The 20,326-nt window shown below is 42.2% G+C and carries 13 protein-coding genes; 9 read left to right on the top strand and 4 right to left on the bottom strand.

What is annotated here, in order from left to right; all coding sequences use genetic code 11:
* Positions 1-6: 6 nt before the first annotated feature.
* Complete coding sequence (gene ppdK, locus M2470_RS04500; RefSeq protein ID WP_280743747.1) at positions 7-2,730, bottom strand: pyruvate, phosphate dikinase; 2,724 nt, start codon at positions 2,728-2,730, stop codon at positions 7-9.
* A 185-nt stretch (positions 2,731-2,915) separates the two neighbouring features.
* Here ppdK and rlmD point away from each other — a divergent pair, with 185 nt between their 5' ends.
* Both rlmD and M2470_RS04490 read left to right on the top strand, forming a co-directional pair.
* Positions 2,916-4,361: a 23S rRNA (uracil(1939)-C(5))-methyltransferase RlmD gene (rlmD, locus tag M2470_RS04495; protein WP_280743748.1), complete on the top strand. Its 1,446-nt coding sequence runs from the start codon at positions 2,916-2,918 to the stop codon at positions 4,359-4,361.
* Entirely contained in the window at positions 4,358-5,758 is a 1,401-nt protein-coding gene (locus M2470_RS04490; protein WP_280743749.1) for a transporter substrate-binding domain-containing protein, read from the top strand. Before rlmD ends, M2470_RS04490 begins: the two co-directional genes overlap by 4 nt.
* Here the strand turns inward: M2470_RS04490 and M2470_RS04485 are convergent, their stop codons facing one another.
* Positions 5,759-7,048: an L-serine ammonia-lyase, iron-sulfur-dependent, subunit alpha gene (locus M2470_RS04485; protein ID WP_280743750.1), complete on the bottom strand. Its 1,290-nt coding sequence runs from the start codon at positions 7,046-7,048 to the stop codon at positions 5,759-5,761.
* A 350-nt stretch (positions 7,049-7,398) separates the two neighbouring features.
* Between M2470_RS04485 and M2470_RS04480 the strand changes: the two genes are divergently transcribed.
* The 6 genes from M2470_RS04480 to M2470_RS04455 all read left to right on the top strand — a co-directional run bounded on the left by M2470_RS04480 (position 7,399) and on the right by M2470_RS04455 (position 16,245).
* Positions 7,399-7,989, top strand: coding sequence for an RNA polymerase sigma-70 factor (locus tag M2470_RS04480; protein ID WP_280743751.1), 591 nt, complete (start codon positions 7,399-7,401; stop codon positions 7,987-7,989).
* A gap of 88 nt (positions 7,990-8,077) precedes the next feature.
* Positions 8,078-9,010, top strand: coding sequence for a FecR family protein (locus tag M2470_RS04475; RefSeq protein ID WP_280743752.1), 933 nt, complete (start codon positions 8,078-8,080; stop codon positions 9,008-9,010).
* Between the two features lie 195 nt (positions 9,011-9,205).
* Positions 9,206-12,592, top strand: a complete 3,387-nt coding sequence (locus tag M2470_RS04470; protein ID WP_280743753.1) for a TonB-dependent receptor — start codon at positions 9,206-9,208, stop codon at positions 12,590-12,592.
* Positions 12,593-12,610: 18 nt separating this feature from the next.
* The gene (locus M2470_RS04465) at positions 12,611-14,089 is read left to right on the top strand and encodes a RagB/SusD family nutrient uptake outer membrane protein (protein ID WP_280743754.1); all 1,479 of its coding nucleotides are present in this window, start codon (positions 12,611-12,613) and stop codon (positions 14,087-14,089) included.
* Between the two features lie 88 nt (positions 14,090-14,177).
* Positions 14,178-15,233, top strand: coding sequence for a glycosyl hydrolase family 28-related protein (locus M2470_RS04460; RefSeq protein ID WP_280743755.1), 1,056 nt, complete (start codon positions 14,178-14,180; stop codon positions 15,231-15,233).
* A 31-nt stretch (positions 15,234-15,264) separates the two neighbouring features.
* Positions 15,265-16,245: a glycoside hydrolase family 43 protein gene (locus M2470_RS04455; protein ID WP_280743756.1), complete on the top strand. Its 981-nt coding sequence runs from the start codon at positions 15,265-15,267 to the stop codon at positions 16,243-16,245.
* Positions 16,246-16,367: 122 nt separating this feature from the next.
* On the opposite strand, the gene M2470_RS04450 is transcribed toward M2470_RS04455, so the two are convergent.
* Together M2470_RS04450 and M2470_RS04445 are read right to left on the bottom strand one after the other, a co-directional pair.
* Positions 16,368-17,243 (bottom strand): nucleotidyl transferase AbiEii/AbiGii toxin family protein, encoded by an 876-nt coding sequence (locus tag M2470_RS04450; protein WP_280743757.1) that lies wholly within the window; start codon positions 17,241-17,243, stop codon positions 16,368-16,370.
* The gene (locus tag M2470_RS04445; protein WP_280743758.1) at positions 17,221-18,219 is read right to left on the bottom strand and encodes a type IV toxin-antitoxin system AbiEi family antitoxin; all 999 of its coding nucleotides are present in this window, start codon (positions 18,217-18,219) and stop codon (positions 17,221-17,223) included. The genes M2470_RS04450 and M2470_RS04445 overlap by 23 nt, the downstream gene beginning before the upstream one ends.
* A 177-nt stretch (positions 18,220-18,396) precedes the next feature.
* Between M2470_RS04445 and M2470_RS04440 the strand changes: the two genes are divergently transcribed.
* On the top strand, positions 18,397-20,310 hold the full coding sequence (locus tag M2470_RS04440; RefSeq protein WP_280743759.1) for an AAA domain-containing protein: 1,914 nt from the start codon (positions 18,397-18,399) through the stop codon (positions 20,308-20,310).
* Positions 20,311-20,326: the final 16 nt, after the last annotated feature.

The following is a 20,326-nucleotide window of genomic DNA, read 5'->3' as shown; positions in this document are numbered from 1 at the left end:
TTAGTTTTATTTATTTTCTATAGCTGCCTGAGCTGCCGCAACACGTGCAATCGGGACACGGAACGGAGAACATGACACATAGTTGAGCCCTACACTATGGCAGAACTTTACAGAAGAAGGTTCGCCACCATGCTCGCCACAGATACCACATTTAAGGTCCGGACGTACTTCCCGGCCGTTATTTACAGCCATTCTCACCAACTGTCCTACCCCTCTTTGATCCAATACCTGGAATGGGTCGAACTTCAATATCTTCTTTTCTAAGTAGATCGGAAGGAAAGAAGCAATATCGTCACGAGAATAACCAAAGGTCATCTGAGTCAAGTCATTTGTTCCGAAAGAGAAGAATTCGGCGGCAGAAGCAATCCGGTCGGCTGTTAAGGCAGCACGCGGGATTTCTATCATGGTTCCAACTTTGTAGTCGATTTTATCTCCTGCTTCGGCAAATAGCTTTTCTGCTGTAGCACGAATAATCTTTTCCTGCTCCAGGAATTCATAAATGATACCTGTTAACGGAACCATAATCTCTGGATAAGTAGTCACTCCTTCTTTCTTCAATTCAAGAGCAGCACCCAGAATAGCTTTTGTCTGCATCTCTGTTATCTCAGGATATGTATTACCTAAGCGGCATCCACGATGGCCTAACATCGGATTGTTTTCGTGTAATGCTTCTACACGTTTACGTACAACATCTACATTTACACCCATGGCATCGGCCAATTCCTGTTGTCCTTTATCATCATGAGGTACAAACTCATGTAAAGGAGGATCCAGCAAACGAACTGTTACCGGACAATCAGCCATCGCCTTAAATATACCCTTGAAGTCTTCTTTCTGGAAAGGCAATAGTTTTTCTAGCGCTTTTTTACGTTCTTCTGCATTTTCTGCCAAAATCATCTCGCGCATGGCTTTAATCTTTTCACCTTCAAAGAACATATGTTCCGTACGACAGAGACCGATACCTACAGCACCAAACTTACGGGCTACCGAGGCATCATGCGGAGTATCTGCATTGGTACGGACACCCATTGTAGCATATTTATCGGTAAGTGTCATCAATGCTTCAAAATCACCACTTACTTCAGCATCTTGAGTAGAAATCTGTCCTTCATAAACCTCTCCGGTTGTACCGTTGATAGAGATATAGTCGCCTTCATTAAATACCTTACCGTCTATTTCCATTGTTTTCTTACGGTAATCTATATTTACGCCTCCGGCACCGGAAACACAGCATTTACCCATTCCACGAGCTACTACGGCAGCATGTGAAGTCATACCTCCACGAGCGGTAAGGATACCTTCAGCTGCAGCCATACCAGCAAGGTCTTCCGGAGATGTTTCGATACGTACCAGAACTATTTTTTTGCCGGCTCTATACCAATCAGCAGCATCTTCAGCAAAGAAAACAATTTGTCCAGTAGCAGCTCCCGGAGATGCGGGTAAGCCTTTCACCAATACTTTAGCTTTCTTTAATGCTTCTTTATCAAATACCGGGTGAAGAAGTTCATCCAGCTTATTAGGTTCAATACGTTCCAGAGCAGTCTTCTCATCAATCATTCCCTGACGTAATAAGTCCATAGCTATCTTAACCATAGCAGCACCTGTACGTTTTCCGTTTCTGGTCTGAAGGAACCACAATTTGCCTTCCTGAACTGTAAACTCCATATCCTGCATATCGCGATAATGGTTTTCCAGTTTAGTCTGTATGGCATCAAGATCCTTGTATATTACAGGCATAGCCTCTTCCATAGAAGGGAATTTGTTTTTCCGATCTTCTTCCGAAACACCTGCCATTTCAGCCCAAAGTCTGGAACCGGCTAAAGTAATCTGTTGTGGCGTACGGATACCTGCCACTACATCTTCACCCTGAGCATTGATCAGGTATTCACCATTGAATACATCTTCTCCGCTACCGGCATCACGAGAGAAACAAACACCTGTTGCAGAGGTATTCCCCATGTTACCAAATACCATCGCCTGAACGGTAACGGCTGTTCCCCATTCGGCAGGAATACCCTCCATTTTACGATACAGGATGGCACGTTCGTTCATCCATGAATCAAATACGGCACATACAGCACCCCATAATTGTTCGTAAGCTGATGTTGGGAAATCTCTTCCGGTACGTTCTTTAACGGCAGATTTAAAGTTCTTAACAAGCTGTTTCAAGTCATTTACATCCAATTCGTTATCCATCTTCACGCCTTTAGCATGCTTCATTTCTTCAATGATTTCTTCAAACGGATCGATGTCTTCTTTGTTAACAGGCTTCATACCCAATACTACATCACCATACATCTGAACAAAGCGACGGTAAGAGTCCCAGGCAAAACGCTCATTTCCTGTTTTTTTAGCCAAGCCCTCTACTACTTCATCATTCAGACCCAGGTTTAGGATCGTATCCATCATACCAGGCATAGAAGCACGGGCGCCCGAACGTACGGAAACAAGGAGTGGATTAGCTACATCCCCGAATTTGCTGTTCATTAACTGTTCAACATTGCCTACAGCTTTTGTTACTTCATTTGTCAAAAGTTCAACAACTTTATCTTTTCCCAGCTCGTAATATTCACTACAAACGTCAGTGGTTATCGTAAACCCCGGCGGAACAGGAACACCTATTAAATTCATTTCGGCCAGGTTAGCCCCCTTTCCTCCAAGCAGATTCTTCATATCTGCCTTACCTTCTGCTTTACCATTTCCGAAGGTGTAAACTCTCTTTTTTTCCATAAAATAAGATTATATTGTGTGAGTATTTGCAATCTCGACATAGCAATCGGTACAAATATAGTCTAATTTATGGGAAAATATCGGAATTTTTGACAAATTAATTTAATGTGTTTTAGAACTTTCCGTGTGATAGTTACAGAGTAAATATGTACATTTGCGTGGCGAAATTTTTAAACGCAAATACATTGGCAAAGAAAAAGAAGCAACTACCACTGTTGGAGCACATTACAATAACCGATGTTGCCGCTGAAGGAAAAGCGATTGCACGCGTAAATGATCTGGTTATCTTTATTCCCTTCGTAGCTCCCGGCGATATAGTCGATATACAACTCACACGTAAGAAAAATAGTTATGCCGAAGGAAAGGCTGTCCATTTCCATGCTTATTCCGATAAGCGGGTAGAACCATTATGCCAGCATTTCGGTGCATGCGGAGGCTGTAAATGGCAACACCTGTCTTACGAAGAGCAAATCAGGTTCAAACAAAAGCAGGTAACAGACAATCTGTCGCGCATCGGCAAAATCCAAATGGAAGAAGAGCTCCCTATCCTGGGCTCTGCAAAGACCTGCTTTTACAGGAACAAACTGGAATTTACATTTTCTAATAAGAAGTGGCTGACGGAAGAAGAAGTCCGCTCCGGTAAAACGTATGACAACATGAATGGCGTGGGCTTCCATATCCCCGGCATGTTCGACAAAGTACTGGATATTGAAAAATGCTGGCTGCAGGATGATATCTCCAACCGGATACGGCAAGCCGTCAGAGCCTACTGCTTCTCTCATGAGGGATACCCTTTCTTCGATCTGCGCAATCAGGAAGGTTTCATGCGTACCTTAATTATACGCACCTCCTCTACAGGTGAATTGATGGTAATTGTTGTCTTTTTCTATGAAGATGAAGACAAGAGAAAGGCCTTATTATCCCACATAGCAGAATCCTTTCCGGAAATCACATCCCTGCTCTACATTATTAATGAAAAGAAGAATGACACTATAACCGACCAAGAGGTACATGTATTTAAAGGTAAGGACTATATCATTGAAGAAATGGAAGGTCTGAAGTTCAAAGTCGGCCCTAAGTCTTTTTATCAGACCAACAGTGAGCAGGCATACAACCTGTACAAGATAGCCCGTGAGTTTGCCGGGCTTACAGGCAATGAACTGGTTTACGACCTCTATACCGGTACCGGAACTATTGCCAACTTCGTTTCCCGTCAAGCCAAACAGGTTATAGGCATAGAATACGTACCCGAAGCTATCGAAGATGCCAAGGTAAATGCCTCGCTCAACAACATAGACAACACCCTATTCTTTGCCGGAGATATGAAAGACATACTAAATGTAGAGTTCATAGATAGATACGGCAGGCCGGATGTAATTATCACCGACCCTCCCCGGGCAGGTATGCACGACGATGTAATCAAAACAATCCTGGCAGCTGCCCCAAAACGTATCGTCTATGTTAGTTGCAATCCCGCCACTCAGGCACGCGACCTGAACCTTCTCGACGAAGACTATATCGTTAAAAAAGTTCAGCCGGTAGATATGTTCCCTCATACCCACCATGTGGAAAACGTAGTCCTTCTCGTTCGTAGAACGGAACACGCTGAACGCAGAACGGAAGAAGAATGAAAATATCAAAAACATACTCCGCACTGCGTGCTGCGTACTGCGTACTGCTCTTTCTGGTTAGCTGTTACAGCAATAAGCCCAAAGACAAGGAGCCGGGAGCTGTAGACCTGCCGCAAATAAAAGAAAAAGGAACCATTAGAGCTGCTACCTTATATAGTTCTACTTCTTATTTTTTATACAGGATGCAACCCATGGGGTATGAATATGATCTGATTCAGGAATTTGCCAATGCAAATGGCTTAAAACTGGAAATTAAAGTAGCCGAAAACGCTACCCGTCTGCTTCAGATGCTACAAGCCGGCGAAGCTGATATCGTAGCCTATCCGATGCCCATCAATAATGATTTGAAAAGCGAAGTTATTTATTGCGGGAGAGTAGATTCTTCCTATCAGGTGTTGGTTCAACGTATTGACAAGAACCAAAAACTAATCACTGACGTAACAGAACTGATAGGCAAAGATATTTACGTCACTCCCGGAACAAGATACCACAAACGCCTGATCAATCTTGATATGGAATTAGGTGGAGGCCTCAACATACATGATATCGGCCAAGATACAATCACTACAGAAGACCTGATAGAAAAAGTATCAACCGGCGAAATACCCTATACAATCAGTGATGATAAGATTGCCCGCCTGAACAAAACCTATTATTGGAATATAGATGTCAACCTGAAAATCAGTTTCCAGCAACGTTCCTCCTGGGTGGTAAGGAAAAGCAGTCCCCTACTGGCAGAGGCTATCAATGCCTGGACATCAGACAATGTAAGCGGATTTACCTATAAAGCAGCAAGCAAACGTTACTTCGAACTAAGTAAAAGGGTTTTGGAAATCAGCATGCCGGAGATCAAACACGGCAACATCTCCCCTTACGACGCCTTATTCAAAAAATACGCTAAAAACCTAGACTGGGACTGGAGACTCTTGGCCTCTATCGCTTATCAGGAGTCACATTTCATAACAAGCGAAGTATCCTGGGCAGGAGCACAGGGACTAATGGGTATTATGCCCGCTACAGCACAAACACTGGGTGTATCACTCGATCAATTAACAGACCCGGAGGTAAGCATCCGTACGGGTGTAGAAGTCTTGCGGCGCTTCAGGAAAGGATTTTCCAGTATTACAGACACTACAGAGCTGATCAAATTCACACTGGCCTCATACAATGCCGGTATCGGACATATTTATGACGCCCAGCGTCTGGCTGAGAAATACGAAAAAGACCCACTTATATGGAACGATAATGTAGACGAATTTGTCCGTCTGAAAAGAGACCCCGAATATTATAACGATCCGGTAGTAAAATACGGCTACCTACGCGGAACCGAGACCTACAACTATGTAAGAGAAATACTAGGGCGATATGAATATTACAAAAGCAAAGTAGAGAACTAACTAAATCTCTTTCCCCGTCATAATTTCCAACACCATCCTGTCAGTAGCCTCCATACCCTTAGAGCCTATAGCTGTCAGATTGGCTATTGATTTATCTACGTCTTCATCAATAATCCCTTCCACAGAAGTTACTACCTTATTCTCCATAGCCATCATGGCCGAAAGCATAGCTGTAGACACACCACTGGCTACTTTCATTGCGCAACTGGGCTTGGCTCCGTCACAAATCATTCCGGTTATATTGCCTATCATATTCTTGATAGCATATGTAGTTTGCAGTTTGTCTCCACCCATCAGGTATGTTATACCGGTACTGGCTCCCGTTGCTGCTACCACACATCCGCAGAGGGCAGAAAGCCTCCCCAGGCTTTGCTTGATATAAATCACCATCAGATTACTCAGCATCAAGGCTCTGATCAGCTGTTCCTCCGAACATTCGATATCTTCGGCAAAGGATAAAACCGGAAGTGTAGCAGCAATTCCCTGGTTTCCACTTCCTGAATTACTCATCACCGGAATCATGGCTCCGTCCATACGCGCGTCACAAGCAGCCGATGTCATCACCAACATGTGTGTATAAGGATTATCTCCCATATATTTCCGGCCGATATCGCCCGCAATAGTCTTACCTACCGTATGTCCGAACGAACCTTTCCTAGACTCTTCAGAAGCCTTTTTGTTTACTTCCGCAGCCTCCTTAATAAAACGAATCTCATCCAGAGGCATCTCCATTGCAAACTCATAAACAATATCAAAAGAGAGCTTTAGCTCTTCCGGACAACAAGCCTCCGCCTCTTCCCCCTCTGTTGAACAATCGCTCAAGACCTGTCCATTCTTCTCTACATACACAAAGCGTGTATGCTCATGGCAAATAATAGCTTTGGCAACCTCTTCACCTGCCTGACTAACCACTTCTACATACAGTTTATCTACATTCTCTTTCAGCGAGATACGGATACACTTGCGGGCAATCATCTCCTTCCCCTTCTCAAGAGCCTCCGGAGACAAATCACGTAAAACTTCAAGCCCATATTCCGACTTCCCGATTAAACTCCCCAAGGCAATAGCAATCGGCAGTCCAACCATATTCGTACCCGGTATCCCCACCCCCATTGCATTCTTCAACACATTAGCACTCAGAAAGACCTCTATCTTTTCAGGCACACACCCAAGAGTCTCAGCAGCCTTGGCAGCCGCCAATGCAACAGCCACCGGCTCCGTACACCCAATAGCCGGCAATATCTCCCTATGAATCAATGTAAATATCTGATCTTTAGTTTTGTCATTCATCCTTATTTATATTTTCTCTTTAGTAATGATTTGTGTTTTGCATATCAAAGATACGTAATATTGCGAAAGCTTATTACCACAAACAAAGAAAAAAGAAATTACAGCATTTTTTGTTTAATTTTCTTACCTAAGACAGACCCTAGGAGCACCCTAGGATCACCCTAGGCAGTCCCTATATGTAAGTAGGGGTTAAGACATAGAATTGAACACCTCCTTACAAACCCGACAAGTAGCCTCAGAGGATAGTATAATATGCCTGAATCCGGAGTTAACATCTCAAATTAAGATTTGGCCGAAAAAATATCCTTATATTTGTAAGGGCAAGCTAAGTTCCCTTTTATTTTGAACCCTTGAAAAAAAGAACAGACATAATAACACCTTTTGAAGTAAATTCGAATACTAACTTCGCTTCGTTTTATAATATGTATTATAAACGCTTCGTGCGTTATGCCTTTTATTATGTGAGTAATATCCAAACGGCTGAAGATATTACCCACGATGCCATCTTATATTATTGGGAAAATAAAGATAGCTTATCGTATGAAACAGATGTGTTGGGTTACATTCTTCTGACGGTAAAGAATAAATGTCTCAATTTTCTCAAGCACTTACAGGTAGAGACAGACTATAGCAAGAAATATGCAGAATTACACAAATGGGAAATTGAGGCCCGCATCATGACATTGGAGGATGACAATTATGCGGATATTTTCACAAAAGAAATCATAGATATCATCACAAAATCCTTGTCTAAACTACCGGAACAAACTCAATATATCTTTATTCAAAACCGTTTCAAATATCAATCCCGCAAAGAGATAGCGGCAGCTATGGGCGTTTCCCTGCAAAAAATAGACTATCACATAAACAAAGCCAACAATCACTTATACAAAGACTTAAAGGATTATTTGCCTGTTTTGTTATTACTTATTTATTCCTAATTGCTATTTAAATCTAAAATAATATTCAATTCGTTTGGGATTTTTGGAGGCTTAGTTGCTCTATTTACAGAAGCTAATTAATGAGAGAATGAAAATAAACCGCGATATATTGATCCGTTACTTTTCAGGAGAATGTACTGAAAGTGAAAAAAGCAGCATCCAGAAATGGTTGGAGGAGGATGAAACACATAAAAAACAGTTCATTAACGAACGTATCCGTTTTGATGCCTCCCTGATGATTGATGAAAATAAAATGCTTCATACAGACTATAAGGCAAAAGGCATCATCTGGAATATCATGAAAATAGCTGCCGCATTCCTTATCCTGGTAGGAAGTAGCTACCTGTTCAGCTTATATCAAGACAGACAAGGCGAAATGATATCACAAAATATACATGTGCCAACCGGTAACCGGACATCTATTACTTTACCCGATGGCACTTTAGTTTGGCTGAATTCTAACACGACACTCAAATACCCTAGTAGATTCTCTAAAAAAGAACGCATCGTAGAATTAGATGGAGAAGCTTATTTTGAGGTAACTAAAGACAAGAAAAAAACATTCATTGTTAAGACTAATAAATATAACATCGAAGTATTAGGTACTACCTTCAACGTAGAAGCATATAACAATAAAGAAACCTTTTCCGCAGCCTTATTCACAGGCAGGATAAAACTATACCAGGAAGAAGAAAAGGAAACCTCCATATTCTTAAATAAAGGAGAATGTGCAAAACTTGTAGACAACACATTGCAAATATCCCCTATTCAATCTGAAACCTACCGCTGGAGAGACGGATTGATCATTATTGAAAACAAATCATTTGAAGAAGTCATGCTCCTATTAGAAAAATATTTCGGACAAGAAATTATCATAGAAAATAAGAAAGTAAAAGATCTGGGATATCAGGGTAAACTCAGGATAGCTGATGGAGTGGATCATGCTCTGAGAGTATTGCAAAACGACTATCATTTTACTTATAAACGGGATGAAACCATGAGCAAAATCTATATTTATTAATTCTAAAAGAAATGCCTATGACAAAACACCTGTAGAAAAAAGAATCGGTAAATGCGTCAACACTTACCGATTCCAAACAAGTACATTGAAGTAAATATACTTATTAATTTAAATCATCACAAATATATGAAAAAACTTTTTTCATCAGAGATTCTTTTGTTAAAAGACAATAACTATCTCCACATATTTAGGATTATGAGAATCACAACTTATCTATTAGTATTCTTTGCATGTTTTGCTTTTGCCGAAAACACTAACTCGCAAAATGCCAGGGTGAACCTGAACAAGCAGCAGACAGCATTAAAGGAGGTCTTGAATGAGATAGAGCAGCAAACAGACTATCTTTTTATTTCCAATAGAGATATCAACCTGGAACATAAAGTATCCATTCGGGCCAGAAACAAACCAGTCAGAGAAGTACTTGACATTCTTTTTGAAAGTTCTAACCTGTCATACGCTATGGAGGGAGTGAATATCATACTCACTCAAGAATCTAAGAATGACCTGATAACTCAGCAACAAAAACGAACCATCACTGGTACGATTACTGACCAGAATGGTGATCCTATCATCGGTGCCAACGTTGTAGAGAAAGGAAGCATCAATGGTATCATTACAGATTTAGATGGGAAATTCTCGCTGTCGGTAGCAGAAAATGCCGTGTTGCAGGTATCCTATATTGGATATACTGCACAAGAAATCAGAGTCGGCAATCAAACGAACATTTCTATAATGTTACGGGAAGATACCCAAACATTGGATGAAGTGGTAGTTGTAGGCTATGGTTCGCAACTTAGAAAAACCATTACAGGAGCCATCTCGTCAGTAAAGGCAGAGGATATCGAGGCTCCGAATGCTGTCAGTGCCGATAATCTGCTACAAGGAAAGGTTGCCGGATTGATTATCTCTCAGAATTCGGCTCAACCAGGCTCGGGTATGTCTGTCAATATTCGTGGAGCGCTCTCTCCGAACGGTTCCAATAGTCCGCTTTATGTGATTGACGGTGTGATTATCAGTTCCGAATCGAATAAGGCGGCTAAGGTAGGTCCTTCCGGATTGTTAGGCACAGTTTTAAGAGATGGTTCCGATCGAAGCCCGTTGGCTACGTTGAATCCGAATGATATTGCCTCGATCGACGTACTGAAGGATGCGAGCGCCACGGCTATCTATGGATCATCGGCTGCCAACGGTGTGATCCTGATCACGACGAAAAAGGGAGAAAGCGGAAAACCGAAGGTAACGTATAGCGGCTCGTTCTCCGTACAAGGCATCAATAAATATTACGATATGCTGAATGCGCAGGATTTCATGAATGTTGCCAATCAGGGAATAAAAGAAGAATGGTTGTATGTTAACCGGTATGCCCCTTATGGCCCAACACCGGCGCCGGCCTCCGGATGGACTGTGTTGTATGATGAAGCGCAATTGGCTCAAACGGAATCGTACGACCATTTCGACGAAGTGAGCCGTACAGGTCTGATCCACAATCACAATGTCTCGTTTAATGCCGGTAGTGAGAACTTCAAGGTATATGCTTCTTTCAATTATTACGACCAGAAATCTGTAATGAAAATTAGTGATATGGAACGCTTTAGTGGCCGTATCAATATGGAAGCAATCTTTAGTAAATACCTGAAACTGAATGTAGCAAGTATGTACTCATTACTGACGGCCAACAACCCCTCTTCGGGAATGTGGCGGGGAAATGCCAATGAGGCAAACCAAACAAATGCTGCCTTGTATTTCTCGCCCCGCTTGCCGTTGCAGGATGAGTATGGCAATCTAACTTTCCCGGAGAATGCCATGAGTGCAAACCCGTTGGCCTGGAGCTATATGAGGGATAAGACAACAACTAAACGTATCATGTTTGCCCCCAACCTGGAAATCAAAATATTACCCGAATTAAAAGCCAATGTACAGTTGAGCATTGATAAAACGGATGAAAACCGGGATGTATTTTCTCCCTCCAAGTCCATACTTCCACAACAGACTCAGCGGAATTTCGGAGGTTATTCCAATGCCTATAATAATAACTACGGGATTGAAGAGTACCTGACATTCGATAAGCTGTTCGGTACGGACCACCGTTTGAACGTGGTAGTCGGTACGGGTTACTATGTAACGTCCGGGAATAACTATTCCGTTACGGTATTCAACTTCCCGTCGGATGCTCTTGAAAACAATTACCTGGAATTGTCTTCCGACGTTGAAGAGACCACTTATAGTTCGGGAAGATGGGAACGCAACAAGCTGTCTTATTTCGGACGCTTCAACTATACCTTTAAAGATCGCTACACAATCGGGGGAACGTTGCGTAATGACGGCTCTTCCGTATTTGCCGAGAACCACAAATGGGGATGGTTCCCCGGTGTTTCGGCGGCATGGACAATCTCGGAAGAAAACTTCATGAAAAAACAAAACATATTGAATTACCTGAAGTTGAGAGCCGGTATCGGTACGTCTGGTAATGAAAGTATCCTGACGGGTGGCAATTACAGCCTGACCACTTACGGTATGGCTAACGGTGCTTTATACTATTTCGACGGCCTCTTAAACAAAGGGATTATACAGAAACAAAAAGGAAATAAGAACCTGAAGTGGGAAACCGATGTGACAGTTAATGCCGGTCTTGATTTCTCGCTATTCAATGATCGTTTGTCCGGTAGTTTCGATTACTATGTACGTACGGCAAAAGATTTGCTCGATTTTGCAACCTTGCCTGCAACCGATATGGTAGCTACATTGGCCAAAAATATTGGCTCCACCCGTAGTACCGGTTATGAAATTGCCCTGAAAGGGGTCATCATGGAAAAGAAGGATCTCGATTGGAATGCCTATTTGAACCTGAGCCATAACCATTCGTACTGGGTGGAGCGGAATCCAGAAGTGCAGATCGCTTCATGGATAAAGGAGAGAGACGATTTAAGCCCGATTTATGGTTGGAAGACAAACGGTATTTTCCAGTCACAGGAAGAAGTACAGCAATATACATCTAACGGCAAAGTTCTTCAGCCCGACTCGTATGCAGGCAATAAGAAATTTGTAGATATCAATGGCGACGGCGTATTGAACGATGAGGACATCGTGAAACTGGGAAACAACGAACCCAAGCTCTATTTCGGTTTGGGAACGAGTCTCAGGATCAAGAACGTGATGATCGACATTGATACGTATGGCGTATTAGGCAAAAAAACGTATGACCAATGGCTATATCGCGGTTTGCCGAGTACTAAAATTAATACGAGTTATCGTTATCAGGATGTTTGGACCTCATTCAACACGACAGGATGGTGGCCGGGCATTGCGCCGAACGCTGCCGGTAATAGTAATAAGTCGGGGACTGACGATTTCTCTTTGCAGAATACAAGCTATTGGCGGTTCAAGGACATAAAGGTGACCTATATGTTGCCGCAAAGCTGGTTGAGGGATAACAAGATCGCTTCGAATGCTGCGGTATATGTTGACTTACAGAACACGTTGTTGCTCACAAACTATAAAGGTCTGGATCCGGAAATGGAACAGAATGCCGCTCCTTTCCCGATTCCGTTTACGGTTGTATTGGGTGTTAATATTACTTTTTAATTTTAATTTGAATGAATTATGAAGACGAAAATAATATATTCATTGTTGGTTTTGTACATGACTGTTTCCTTTAATTCATGCGACCTGGATTCCAAGGTTTACTCTTCGTTCGCGGAAACGAATTTCCCACAGACGGAGGAAGACGCGCGTTCCATGCTTACAGGCTTGTATGCCTATTTTAAATGTAATTCGGGCGCTGTGAACGATAATAGCAACGGCGTTTGGTGTTTGCCTCTTTTCACCCCGGGCTATGGAGGATGGCTGGGACTTTCCGAAATGACTACCGATGTGATTTATAACATTGAACATCAGAATATTTTCTTCAACTGGGGTAGCGCTTTTGATACCTATTCGTCGTACACGGTAAGCCGCAATATTACACGTGCGACTTATATACTTGAAGTACTCGACAAGGCAGATATTCCGGAAAAAGCGAAAAACCAATTAATAGCGGAGACGAAATGCCTGAGAGCCTGGCTGATGTTTTGCTTCTACGACCTATATGGCCCGATCCCTGTTATTACCGATCCGGCCAAACTGGATGATATCAAATACGGGCCTCGTCCTTCCAAGGAAGAATATTTCAACCAAATGGTAAAAGACTTTACCGAAGCGATTCCTCACCTGCATGGAAAGACGAACAATACGGACAACTGGGGGCGGGTAAACAAGGGAGTTGCCACGATGCTGCTGATGAAGCTATATATGAACGACCATCAATATGACAAAGCATTACCTTACGCTGAAAGCCTTACGCAGATGGGATATTCACTTTCCGAAGATTACAGCAAAATATTCAGTGAAGAGCATAACAACGAAAATATCTGGTCGGTACCCAGCGGACAGCAGATGGGAAATGAATGGTTCTTTTATATGATCCCATCTACCTGTGCCGAAGTGTCCGGTATAAAAGTGTCTCCTTACTGGGGGGTAATAATGATGCCGTGGGCATTCTATGACACGTATGCGAAAGAAGACAAGCGTTTGGTTGGTATAGCTGATAACTATATAGGCCCTGATGGAACTTTTTACTCTCGCGACGAGAATCAGGGTGACCGTTTGCCTTACGGGGCCATCATGGTAAAATACCTCTTGCCCAAAGAACAAACAAGTACCGGTAATCTTCCTTTAGTAGTCTGCCGGTATGCAGACATTATCCTGTCGTTAGCCGAAATAGAAAATGAACTGAACGGGCCTACGGAGAAGGCGTTGAACTACCTAAAACAGATTACCGAACGTTCGGGTGTTACGCATACCATCCCGTCTGACATCCGGACAAGTAAAGAGAAGTTCAAAGAATTCCTATTGGCCGAACGCGGGCGCGAACTCTATTTCGAAGGCTGGAGAAGACAAGACATGATCCGCTTTGGCAGATATATCGAATATGGCCGGGAACAAGGATATCCCGCAAAAGATCACATGGTATTATTTCCCATACCTCCCAAAGTGATTATCGAATCCGGAGGTATTGTCGAGAACAATCCGGGATACGAATAATAACCTCATAACCGGAAAGGAAGAGATGTAAACACTATATCTCTTCCTTTTTTATAAATACTTCCAAACTTATAAAATCCTATCAATCATGACAAAAAAAGTATTTAATATCATGTTTGTGGCATTAATTTTTGCCTCACTTTCTATTATGTCTACGTTTGCGCAAAGTGCATTCCTCATTGCCACGGAATATGTACCTACTGACGGGAAAACCGATGCAATCGATGCTATACAGAAACTCATAGATTCTAACCCTAACCGTACGATTGTCTTTCCCGACGGAACATATCTCGTATCACGTTCGATTCTTACCCCTGCCGACCCGCGCAAAAGCGTACATCTGGTACTGGGAAACTATGCTATATTCAAGGCTATCGGTGAATGGAAAGATGGCGGAGCCGTTATAAGGCTCGGGGCATCAAATCCGGCTAACAACATATCTATCCCGGGTAGTAATTACGGAATTTATGGTGGAATAATTGACGGTTCAGGCGTTGCCGACGGTATCTCGATTGACGGAGGACGCGAAACAAGAATTGAAAACGTCTCTATCAAGCATACCCAGGTGGGAGTACATATCAAGACCGGTGCCAATAGTGGCTCATCGGATGCCGACATCAATAATGTAAATATTGTAGGCAACGATTCCCCCACTTCAATAGGTGTACTGATTGAGGGCTACGACAACACGCTCAGTAACATGCGTATAGCATCCGTAAACAAGGGCGTTTGGATGAAAAGCGGAGGTAACAGCCTGCGTAATATTCACCCACTCTATATATTTGCCAAAGACCAGAATTATGAAACAAGTTACGGATTCATAATCGAAAGTGATAACAACTGGCTTAATTTCTGCTATAGCGACCAGTTCGCTACGGCATTCAATATCAAGAAAGGGGTATCTGTAAATCTTACCGATTGTTTCTGCTTCTGGTATTCCGGCAAAGTACCGTTTCAAACAGCCATAGACGCAGAGGGAGTATTCAATTCTATTGTGACCGGATTCCGAATGGGATTTCATGCTGATTGCACGAAAGTTACACTGCTTAAAGCCCATAAAGGTGGAAAAGGTGTATTACAAAATCAGATAATGCCGGAACGGAAGCTCTCAGACGAAGACATAAGTGCAGATTATATAAAATAACAATAAAGATTAGCAAAAATATTAAGTAAAGATGCAACATAAAATAATATCACTCCTTTATGTATCCATACTTTTATTTGGTTGCAATCACTCCGGATCGTATGTTAATCCTGTAAAAACAATAGACCAGACTGAAATACATCTTGCAGACCCATTTGTATACAAACACGATGGCATCTATTACATGACGGGAACATCCAATTTACCCCAGGGTGAGGGCTTTATCTGTTATAAATCCACCAATCTTATTGTATGGGAATATATCGGAGAACTTTATCGCAAACCTGAAAAACACATTGGAATTTATGGCTTTTGGGCGCCGGAAGTAAAGCATTACAAAGGGAAATTCTATATGACGTATAGTTGCTATGTAGAAGATCGTGATTTAATGCTTACCTGTTTAGCTGTAAGTGAAAAGCCGGAAGGCCCTTTTGTTGATCTTTATGCACCCTGGTTTGATTTGGACTATTCAGCTATTGATGCGAACATCTTTGTAGATGACGACGATACCCCATATATCTATTTCAGTAAAAATGGGAATCAGGATACAATATCTACCGGTGTTTTGTATGCAGCCCGGCTAAAGAAAGATCTTTCAGGCCTTGATGGCGAGCCGGTATTAGTGTCAGAGGCTTCCCAAGCGTGGGAAAAAGTAAATTGGGAGAATAATAGGTGTAACGAAGGAGCCTTTGTCTTTAAACAGGGCAACACCTATTACATGACCTATTCTGCGAATCATACCGGATTTGAGTCCTATGGTGTAGGAGTTTCTTATGCCAAACATCCACTGGGACCATGGGTTAAAAGCAAGGATAATCCTTTACTTACAACCAATCTTTCAAAAGGAGTTTCTTCACCGGGTCATAACTCAATTATTGAAACTCCCGATAAAAATCTCTACATAGTATATCACCGTCATGCAGACCCCAATTGCATAAAGCCTAATTATGACCGCATAGTATGTATAGATCGCCTCTATTTAGATAACAAAGGAAACCTACGGATAAATTAAGAAAAAAGAATCGCACCACATATGTAGAACGATCGAAACACAAATGTAAACCGATCGTTCTACATATGTGTTTCGATCGCGTGACATATGTGGCGCGATTCTTTATTTATTAACAATACACCTTATAAAGCTGATGGATACAAGGATTGATCCTTGTTGAAGATCGCGTGTATTGATTGCAGACAAGTAAGCATTTGTTCGTATCGCAAATTCGCATCTGATTCTATTAACTGATTGATTAAAAGGCTTTCTTCGGCAAGTTTGATTTCTTCGTTTAGTATTTCAATAAGGTATTCCAATGTTTTTTTGTTCTCGCGAATCAACAACTTTACATCTCTTGCTATAAGCTGCCCGCCGGCAATTACTTGATCAAAGGTCTCTGTTTCATAAAGATCATAATGTTCTTCAACGGATCTTTCCGCATTAATATCCAGATAGTTGGTTAGAAGCAGAGCGATATCGTATGCGTCTTTCGAAGCGGATAAGTGGCGGTCTTTCCATGCTACTAACTTCAACAAAAATAATCCGGGAAGGGAGGCTATTTTGATCGTAAATTCACCATCAATTTCTACGTGAATTGTAGCATCTGCCATCTCAGGAAATCCCCAAACTGACATAGCTATCGTTTCATCCGGAGGCCAATAAATATTTCCATCATCTTCTGCTACATCTCCAAATGGAACAATATCAACGACATACATATCTTTGTAAATGAAGCGTTGTTTCTGCTCTTTACTTTTAGCAAAACCCTCTATTTCAGGAAGATTTTCTTCTATAGATTGAAATTGTTTCCAGTCGGATATAGCAATAGCGATATCCAGATCGGCAGTCATACGATCCGGAACTAAATCATGCAAATTACTGAGTATCATATCACGAGCGGTGGCTCCTATCACATAAAAGTCTACATATATAGAGCCAAAGAAACGATTCAGTTCCTTTAATAAGTCTTTCAATAGCGGATTGTTTAAGCTATCACTTGAGATATTGTAGCTCATTGTTTAATATTATTTCTGCGGTTTCTATATTTCGGCTATCTCCGCTCCCCATCAGGTCTGCATATATCAAAAGAGGGGAAACTGTATTTCCTTCTTCCTCATTATAGAATAAGCGAAGTATTTCTATTTTCCCATTATCGTCGGGCATAAGTTTCAGGGACTTACCAACAGATTGCCAAATTTCATCGGTATAGATCGTATAGTGTGCCGGAGTAAGGCTTTTCGTTAAAATATTAGCGGCACATTCACCTCCCCAACGTGTTTTTTCAGAAATAGAAGATAAGTTTAAATAGTTCCAATTCTGATACTCGGATTTATTTATAAAACTCATTTTTTTTATAAATAATTTGGGGCGAAGTGTGTCATTATAAGCAATAACCCAACGTTTCAGAAGGTCGGTTTTGTTTTTAAGTACTTTTTTATTTTTTGTTTTTAAGATAAACTTTGAGTATACAAGTTCCTGAATGATAGTACTTACAGAGCCCAACGAAATCTGAGATAAGTCTGAAAGCTCCCGGAATGATTTGTTGATGTTATCCGGATTGGCCAATAAACAATAGATCAGTTTGATACCGGCTTCCTGAAAAGCACGTGCTTGGTTTGTTTTAGGAAGTCTTTCTATTTTTTTTCCTTCAATAATCAGTAAAAGATTATGCTGTTGTATATTACAGTTTCCTGCAGCATCTACATAGCTAATACCTTCTTCCACAAAAGATTTAACAATAGCAGAAGGTATGTACTTTGTTATAAGAAGCACAGGTAGATTCGCCTTTTTTGAGACATCTTTCAACTGTTGAAGAACAATCCCTTTATTTCCCTGTGTTATTTCAGGCTTTACAACAACGATGAAACGTTCATTTTTTATTTGAACAATTCTGCCATGCTCTTTTTTCCTATCAGAGTAGGTTATTACAATCCCTGTGTTTTCAAGGAGTTTATCCTTTATTTCTTCTAACAAAGCATCTTTTGCTTTCATACGATTTGTTCATTTTAATTCATTGTTCATTGTCAATGAACATACGAATATAATGAACATTTTGGAATAAACAAGATGAATGCTGCTTTTTATTGATTGTATATCAAGTAAACACTACCTGGTATAAGGGTATTTTCGTTTGTTGTAGCTACCTTTGTCGGAAACAACAGGGATTAGATGGCAAAGGACAAAGTAAGGGCTGCGTTGGTAGACTTGCAGGAACAGGATAGCCTGCTCAGGAAGGAGTATGAGTATGAGAAGGAAGCGTACCGGCAGCAATCTGAAAGGGCGGGTATGTGGAAGAAGGTGCAGCAGGGAGTGTGTTGGTATCCGGTGTCGTCTGGTAAGACTTATTATAATTCACTGAATCAGTTGGTGGTAGAAGTAGAGCGGAGGGCCGATAAGGAGGTAGAACATACGTTCGAACATGGTCGTCCGGTTTGCTTCTTCACTGTGAAGCCTGATGGTAGTTTTCAGTTTCTGAACTTTTCGGGGATTATCAGTTATGTGCAGGAGGATCGGATGGTGGTTGCCCTACCCTCTCCGGCCGCCCTGGCAGAGCTGCAAGCAGCACATGAACCGGGGGTGCAACTGTACTTTGACGAGACAAGTTATAAGACTATGTTTGCGGCCTTGGCAGATGTTATGCGGGCGAAGGAGAATCGCCTGGCATACCTCCGGGAGGTGCTGAAAGGAAGTACTCCAGCAGCTTTCCGCGACCTGTTCCCCTTGCGTTTCCCCTGGCTGAACCCCTCTCAAGAAGCGGCTGTCAATAGAGTATTGGCCGCTAAGGATGTATACATTGTGCATGGCCCACCGGGTACGGGAAAGACCACTACCTTGGTAGAGGCCGTATATGAAACCTTACATCGCGAGAATCAGGTAATGGTATGCGCGCAAAGCAATACGGCAGTAGATTGGATATCAGAGAAGTTGGTAGACCGGGGAGTATCGGTCTTACGCATCGGGAATCCTACCCGGGTGAATGACAAGATGCTCTCTTTCACGTATGAAAAGAAATTCGAGTCGCATCCCGACTATCCTACCCTGTGGAGCATCCGCAAGGCTATCCGCGAGATTCAGTCTTCCTTCCGCAGGCAAAGCAGAGAGGATAAAGATTCGGTACGGAACCGCCTGTCGAGGCTACGCTCACGAGCTACGGAATTGGAAATCAAGATAGATACCGACCTGTTTGATGAAGCGCGTGTAATTGCCTGCACCTTGGTAGGCTCAGCTAATAAGGTATTGAACAACCGCTATTTTACCTCTCTGTTTATTGACGAAGCAGCGCAAGCATTAGAGGCTGCCTGTTGGATAGCTATCAGCAAATCAGACCGTGTGATACTGGCCGGAGATCATTGCCAGCTCCCTCCCACCATTAAATGCCCGGAGGCACTAAAAGGAGGATTAGACCGTACCTTGATGCAGAAAATTGCTGCTTCCAAGCCCAATACCGTTTCCCTATTGAAGACTCAATACCGGATGCACGACGATATTATGCGCTTCCCCTCCCGCTGGTTCTATCATGACGAGCTGGAATCGGCTTCCGAAGTAAAAGACCGGGGCATCCTGGCGCTGGACACACCGATAGTATGGTATGATACCTCCGACAGTGACTTTGACGAAGCCCGTCCGGACGAGAGCATGAGCCGTATCAATCCGCAGGAAGCCCAACTATTGGTTTCCCAACTTCATTTATACATCGAGCGGATCGGCAAAGAACGCATCCTGGAAGAGCAAATAGACTTCGGCCTCATTTCTCCGTATCGGGCACAGGTGCAATACATACGGAAACTAATCCGGCAAGACGCCTTCTATAAGCCGCTCAGAAAGCGGATTACCATTCATACCGTAGATGGTTTTCAGGGACAGGAGCGGGATGTGATTATGATCAGTCTGGTACGTGCCAATGATTCCGGGCAAATTGGTTTTCTAAACGATCTCAGGCGTATGAATGTAGCCATTACCAGAGCGCGTATGAAGCTGATTATCATAGGAGACAGCTCCACTTTATCCCGTCATGCCTTCTATCGCGAATTCTATCAATATGTCAGGAAATATGGGCTTATTATCCCCTCAAAGGAAAAATAATCGTACCTTTGTCCTC

Origin of the sequence: Parabacteroides sp. PH5-46 (genome assembly GCF_029892785.1) — a bacterium.
GTDB lineage: Bacteria > Bacteroidota > Bacteroidia > Bacteroidales > Tannerellaceae > DFXE01.
The sequence above is the reverse complement of the archived record's forward strand: the minus strand, read 5'-3'. Positions and strand labels throughout refer to the sequence as shown.

What these genes read in the sequence shown, in the direction of transcription:
- ppdK (WP_280743747.1), bottom strand. Translation starts at nt 2,730, where the DNA reads ATGGAAAAAAAGAGAGTTTACACCTTCGGAAATGGTAAAGCAGAAGGT.
- M2470_RS04490 (WP_280743749.1), top strand. Translation starts at nt 4,358, where the DNA reads ATGAAAATATCAAAAACATACTCCGCACTGCGTGCTGCGTACTGCGTA.
- M2470_RS04485 (WP_280743750.1), bottom strand. Translation starts at nt 7,048, where the DNA reads ATGAATGACAAAACTAAAGATCAGATATTTACATTGATTCATAGGGAG.
- M2470_RS04475 (WP_280743752.1), top strand. Translation starts at nt 8,078, where the DNA reads ATGAAAATAAACCGCGATATATTGATCCGTTACTTTTCAGGAGAATGT.
- M2470_RS04470 (WP_280743753.1), top strand. Translation starts at nt 9,206, where the DNA reads ATGAGAATCACAACTTATCTATTAGTATTCTTTGCATGTTTTGCTTTT.
- M2470_RS04465 (WP_280743754.1), top strand. Translation starts at nt 12,611, where the DNA reads ATGAAGACGAAAATAATATATTCATTGTTGGTTTTGTACATGACTGTT.
- M2470_RS04460 (WP_280743755.1), top strand. Translation starts at nt 14,178, where the DNA reads ATGACAAAAAAAGTATTTAATATCATGTTTGTGGCATTAATTTTTGCC.
- M2470_RS04455 (WP_280743756.1), top strand. Translation starts at nt 15,265, where the DNA reads ATGCAACATAAAATAATATCACTCCTTTATGTATCCATACTTTTATTT.
- M2470_RS04450 (WP_280743757.1), bottom strand. Translation starts at nt 17,243, where the DNA reads ATGAGCTACAATATCTCAAGTGATAGCTTAAACAATCCGCTATTGAAA.
- M2470_RS04445 (WP_280743758.1), bottom strand. Translation starts at nt 18,219, where the DNA reads ATGAAAGCAAAAGATGCTTTGTTAGAAGAAATAAAGGATAAACTCCTT.
- M2470_RS04440 (WP_280743759.1), top strand. Translation starts at nt 18,397, where the DNA reads ATGGCAAAGGACAAAGTAAGGGCTGCGTTGGTAGACTTGCAGGAACAG.